The sequence below is a fragment of the Acinetobacter sp. genome, assembly GCF_041919735.1.
Taxonomy (GTDB): domain Bacteria; phylum Pseudomonadota; class Gammaproteobacteria; order Pseudomonadales; family Moraxellaceae; genus Acinetobacter.
In genome coordinates this window covers 1-5,639 of the sequence record NZ_JAYRTF010000044.1, presented here as the reverse complement: position 1 = coordinate 5,639, position 5,639 = coordinate 1, and the positions used below count along the sequence as shown (strand labels likewise).

At 44.1% G+C, this 5,639-nt stretch carries 6 protein-coding genes and 1 pseudogene; 1 reads left to right on the top strand and 6 read right to left on the bottom strand.

The annotated features are described in order from the left end of the window. Positions 1–109, top strand: a pseudogene (locus ACE3T3_RS15690) (IS5/IS1182 family transposase); the annotation flags it as partial. 83 nt (positions 110–192) lie between these two features. On the opposite strand, the gene ACE3T3_RS15685 reads toward ACE3T3_RS15690, so the two are convergent. The 6 genes from ACE3T3_RS15685 to ACE3T3_RS15660 all read right to left on the bottom strand — a co-directional run bounded on the left by ACE3T3_RS15685 (position 193) and on the right by ACE3T3_RS15660 (position 5,156). After that, the gene (locus ACE3T3_RS15685) at positions 193–594 is read right to left on the bottom strand and encodes a DUF4951 domain-containing protein (RefSeq protein ID WP_374668574.1); all 402 of its coding nucleotides are present in this window, start codon (positions 592–594) and stop codon (positions 193–195) included. Between the two features lie 237 nt (positions 595–831). Beyond that, the gene (locus ACE3T3_RS15680) at positions 832–1,257 is read right to left on the bottom strand and encodes an organic hydroperoxide resistance protein (protein WP_374668572.1); all 426 of its coding nucleotides are present in this window, start codon (positions 1,255–1,257) and stop codon (positions 832–834) included. Between the two features lie 398 nt (positions 1,258–1,655). Next, positions 1,656–2,483 (bottom strand): carbon-nitrogen hydrolase family protein, encoded by an 828-nt coding sequence (locus tag ACE3T3_RS15675; protein WP_374668570.1) that lies wholly within the window; start codon positions 2,481–2,483, stop codon positions 1,656–1,658. Between the two features lie 27 nt (positions 2,484–2,510). Beyond that, a complete protein-coding gene (gene gigB, locus ACE3T3_RS15670) occupies positions 2,511–3,029 on the bottom strand; it encodes an anti-anti-sigma factor GigB (RefSeq protein WP_374668568.1) in 519 nt (172 codons plus the stop codon). Positions 3,030–3,141: 112 nt separating this feature from the next. Next, complete coding sequence (gene gigA, locus ACE3T3_RS15665) at positions 3,142–4,110, bottom strand: RsbU family protein phosphatase GigA (RefSeq protein WP_374668566.1); 969 nt, start codon at positions 4,108–4,110, stop codon at positions 3,142–3,144. Positions 4,111–4,208: 98 nt separating this feature from the next. Next, positions 4,209–5,156 carry a VacJ family lipoprotein gene (locus tag ACE3T3_RS15660; RefSeq protein WP_374668564.1) on the bottom strand — a complete coding sequence of 316 codons (948 nt, stop codon included), beginning with the start codon at positions 5,154–5,156 and terminating at the stop codon, positions 4,209–4,211. Positions 5,157–5,639: the final 483 nt, after the last annotated feature.

Here is a 5,639-nt window from a genome sequence, read left to right as displayed (position 1 = left end):
TTGCCGTTTGAAGCATTTTCGAGGAATTGCAACACGATTTGATAAATTCAAACGAAATTATAAAAGTGCTGTTGCTCTAGCATGTATCTATATTTGGTTACCCTTATGAAATGTCAACAGACCCTAAATAAAAATAGAAAAAGCCCACAACCCTTGGGCTTATTTTTTGGCTTCTACCACAGCGCAAGCAACTCACCAAAGCTCAGCAATTTTTTTCATCAACTGCGCGCGAAAAGGCGCAGTCGGGTTGCCGGCATTGCGCTGTGTTTCATTGTCATAAAATTTTTGCCAGGTTTGCACCATCTCCAAAGTGACATCTTGCGTTTTTAGCTTTTCAACATCTTCTTTTGCAATGTTGTTTAAACGCTTTTCTGCACCGTCTGGGCCTGTTCCCCAGCCGATAATGCCCTGACCAAATGCAGGTAAAGACATATGGTTTGGTGTAGGCGGAATCGCTAAACGGTCAATATGAGGATTAACCAATGACTTAGCTGTAGGGCGGATTTTTTCAGAAAGCTGAAGTTCTGCAAAAGAAGAACTGGAAACAGCAATTAAAACGGCTGAAAGGGTAACGAAGAGATAAGGTTTGAGCATGGCTAGAAAGAAAAAATATTAAATAAGAATCATTATTATATATAAATTTATCGCATTAACTGCGTATTTTTCAAAAATTGAATCTGCTGAATTGAAAATTTTCCTCTGCCTTATACCTATAAATAAACTGGCAAGCAGGGGGATATTAATATGTTTCTATCGCCTATCCGTAGCAAGCCGATTTGCCGCTTTGAATCATGCAATACATTCAATTGCGCAATTAAAAGCGGCTTGTGTTTAGGTAATCGGATTTAAAGTGACGTTGATATTGCCGCGTGTCGCATTGGAATAGGGGCAAACGATATGCGCGGCATCCACCAATTTTTTGGCTTCTGCAGCATCCATGCCTTCCAAATGAATATTCAACGTTGCCTCAATGCCAAAACCGGTCGGGATCGGGCCAATGCCAACTTCACCTTCAATATAAGCCTCTTTAGGCATGCTGATTTTATCGCGGTTAGAAACAAATTTCATCGCGCCTAAAAAGCAGGCCGAATAGCCTGCGGCAAACAGCTGTTCAGGATTGGTGCCGTTTCCTGTGCCGCCCATGACTTTTGGTACAGCCAATTGCACGTCCAAATGACCATCAGATGCGACGGCCCGGCCATCGCGGCCACCGGTCGCTTTCGCTTTTGCGGTATATACTGCTTTTTCTAAAGCCATCGTTATTATTCCTGCATATTCTGAGAATCTTTATACTGCTGGATTTTGTTTAAATAATAATCAATTAAATTGTAACAATACATTGAGCAAAGCGGGTCAGCCCCGCGGGAAAAATCAATGAAATATGAATCATTTTGCTGCTTTTAAATTATATTGAAAATAACGGCTTGCAGTGTTTTTCGGGATATTGCAGTTGAAATTCAATCTTTGCTTTAAAGGATTTATGCTGCGCACATCACTGCTCTATAGCCGCGAGCCCACAGATAAATAAAATGGTGTATTTTCAGTGTGGAAGAATGAGGCGATGGTTTTTAATGCTTGAATCAAACTGCTTTGACTGATTTTTTTCTTATTTTAATCAATTGAGTGCAAATCTAGCGGAGCAGATAGGGTTTGAATCATCCGTATTGCACTAAAACACGGTGCTGCATGAGCGGCATGGATTCACGGATTTTCGCCTGCTCAGCTAAATCAAACGGCACGGTAATCAAGCCTGCACCTTCAGTTTGAATCATGTCCTGCAATTGGCCGCGGCTGTTGGCTGCGCCAGTATGTCCCCAAGTTTGACGCTTTTCACCGTGCCAGCCTTGCTGAGCAGAGCCTAGAACGGCACATTGGCTGTCCATGGCGCGGGCTTGCAGCAGCAATTGCCAATGCATTTCACCTGTGGTGTAGGTAAATGCCGCAGGCGCAGTCAAAATATTGGCGCCGTGCGCGCGCAGGCTGAGCGCCAGTTCCGGAAAACGCAGGTCATAGCAGACCATCAGGCCAATATTGCCAAATGGTGTTTTGGCAACGCTCAGATCAGTGCCGGGTTCAAAGAATTTCGATTCTTGATAGCCGCCGACAGCATCACCGACTTGCACATCAAATAAATGGATTTTGTCATAACGCGCTTCAGTTTTTTCAGGACTGATGCACAGGCTGACAGTCCGTACGCGGCCATCTGCAATGATGGAGCCGTCTGGACGGTAAGGGCAGGGCAAGGTTCCAGCGACAATCCATATGCCATGCTGATGCGCCAGCTGTTCCAAGCGCTGCTGAATGGATTCAAACTGGGCTGCGGTCTCACGCTGCTTGCCTGCCGCAAAGCAGACAAAATTTTCAGGGAAGGCAATCAGGCTGGCCCCTTGGGCTTTGCTTTGCGCAATCAAGGATTCAATGACAGTGAAGTTCGCTTCAATATCATTTTGAGAATTCATTTGAGCAACGGAAAGAAAAGTCATGGGTGATCTCTGAGAAGGCAGAATGGCTTAAGCGTTTTGCTGGGCGGACTGGTCTAAGCTGTCTTGCTCTTTCTGCAGCTGCTTGACCAAAGGCTCAAACATATTTTGGTTGCTTGCATTGAGCTTCATCAATGTTTTATGCGCGTCCAGCACCGTATTCAGCATATTGTTATGGGTAATATGCTCTTCCATTAATTCACGGGTGCAAACGCTCGGATCACCGCAGTAATCTAAAATGACAAAAACTTGCCCCAGCCCCATACTGTTGGCCAGAGTAGTAATGTCTGAGTTGGTAGACAGCATGACTGCCTGAATGTGATGGATTTGCTTGAGCTTTAAGCCCAATTTAGCCAAGATGCCTAAAACCGTACTGTCAATGAATGTTGTTTGGGTCAAATCTACGATTGCGCCAATAACATTCTCTTGCTGTTCAATCTTATTCAGTAACTTGTCTAAACTAATGCAAGATTGGGCACGCACTTCGCCAATAAGCTTAAAAATATGCGTTCCGTTCAAGCTTGCATATTCAACATGACCTGTTGACATATAAATGCCATTTGCAGAGAAGGATAGTAAATTATCCCATAGGGCCACTGCTTACTCAAGTAGCCAACAGTCTTATAAATTAGCAGAAGATGCTAAATGTTTGATTAGTCAATTAATTCATTCTGCGGAAACTTAAGATGGCAATATCATCCGCGACATGTTCCGGCGCTCGAAATGATTGATTTTGCAAATGATGAACCAGCTGGCCCAGCTGTTCGTTCAAGCCGCCTTCAAAGGGTTCAAGCGCGCCGTCTGAACAAATAATAAACCGCGCATGACGGTTTAAGGTGAACTCAAACTCTTCAACTTCCAAATCTTCCGTCAAGCCGAGCGGGAAACTGCTGGTGGTCAAAATTTTGGGTTCCTGATTCGGTTCAAACAAGATGGCAGGCGGATAATGTCCGGCACTGGACCAGCGCAGCTGATGGGTTTCTAAGTTTAAGATCCCGACCAGCATGGTAATGTGCTTTTCAATATTTTCCTGAACCAGCATGCCGTTCAGTTTCTTGATTAATTCGCGCGGTGTTTTGGAGCGGCCGTGAAAAGCGGCCATCCATGAAGTCAGCAGGCTGCTGGTGACGCCGTGGCCAGAAACATCAGCCAGATAAAACAGCACTTCTTTGTCGCTGATTTTCCAATAGTCATACCAATCGCCAGACAAATACGCAGAAGGCTGGAAAAAGGTGTCTACTTTATAATTGGTGAGTTCAATCGGATTCGGCAGCAGCTTCTTTTGCAGTTCAGCGGCTGAGGGCAGGTCGCGGCTGTCTTGATTGCGCTTATATTGCGCATCAATTTTAGTTAAAGCCTGCTGCGGATTCAGCGGCGGCTTATTCCACATCCATCCCGCCAGCGCGCCTTGTTCCCAAGCCTGCGCCAGCGCGGCGCCTTCATCTTCCAGCGCCAGCACAATAGTCGGCAAGTTCCATTGATGCTGCAGATAATCATGGACATCAGCAATCGCAAGAATCGTAGGATCATACAAGTCGAGATCTTCAATACGGATCATCTGCACACTGGGCAGAGCGGCAATAACCTGTTCTAAATAAGGAATATCACGAGTCGGCTGAATGAAATACATAAAAAAATTGCATGATCCCGGAGTGTGTCATGGAACTACTATAACAAGCAAAAGCTGGCTAGAGTTAAAAAACACCTCTAGCAAGAGAAGAAAATTGCTTATTCTGTGATGGTTTCCTCAGAATTGGAGCCGTTTTCTTCGGTCGATGGCTGGTCATCAGAGTTGTCTGGCGCCATTTCATCAGAAGAGTTGTCGTCTTCATCATCGGTATTGATAAACAGGTTTTCTTCAGCAATGCCTTTCTTTTCTGTTACCGCAAAGCTGATGCGCTGCAAATAAAAATCGCGGATTTGCGCGTATTTATCGCCCTGCAGTACATTTTCCAATTCCAGCAGCTGAGAACGTGCATCTATGCCGCGTAAGACCTGTTCTGACCAATAAGCGCCTTCATGATCATCCAAGAGATATTTTTGCGGGCGCGCCTGGCTGTCAACAGCAAGGCCTACACCTTCGCGGATGGTGCTTGGACCCAGCACCGGCAGAACTATATAAGGACCGGAAGGAATACCGAAATAGCCCATGGTGATGCCGAAACCTTCAGATTCTGATGATAAATTCAGGCGGCGGGCAGGATCGGCAAATCCAAGCGTGGTTAAGGTATTAATGGTGAAACGGCCTAGCGATTTGGCAGCGCGCGCTGGGCGGCCTTGAATCAGCTGGTTGGCCGCATTCCATGGTTCATTTAAGTTTTTGCGGAACTGACGGTAAGAACCGCGGACATCTTCCGGCACTTTTTCAACATATTGAACAGCCAGCGGACGGGCAATATAGGTGTCCAAGGTTTCATTAAAGGCAAATATTTTCCGGTTAAAGCTTTCAAACGGATCTTTTTCGGCATCAGATTGAGCCGCGTTCGCATTAACGGATAATTTTTTTGCAACTTCAGATGATTTTGCAATAGCCGCTTGCTTAAATTGCTGAGTTTTGGATGTATTGGCAGATTCTGTGCTGTCTTCAGCTTCTGCTGCTGGTTCGGTATTTGCAAATGCAGGCGCAGTTACTGCAAATGACAGCAAGCCTGCATATAAAAAAGAAGTATGGCGCATATATAGTCCTGACGCTTTTAACTCAGCAAAAGTGTTTGCCGTATAATAAGTAAAAACGCTCAAATAATCTTGGATAATTGCTATTAAAGCAAATTTGATCAAAATATGAATGAAAAAATGCAAAATGCATAAAAAACACACACTCAAATAAATAATTTTAAAAAGGGTGTTGCAACGCAAGAGAAATGCTGTAGAATGCACATCCATCGGTGGTGATGAAGATTAAAACTTCTGATAAAACAAAGACTTGATTGGATTGATTGAGTTTGGTTTTAGAAAGAAAGTTTAAAAATAATCTAAAATTACTGGTTGACTTTCTGAAAAGAAAGCGTAATATAGCCGACCTAGCTTGCTGGTGACGAGTCAGCAAGAAGATCATTAAGAGATTATGAAGAACAACTTGTGTGGATTTTTACTGGTTGATCGATCGAAATTATTTTCATTGATTGATGGTAGAAATTACTCGAAGTTTATTTGAGAAAT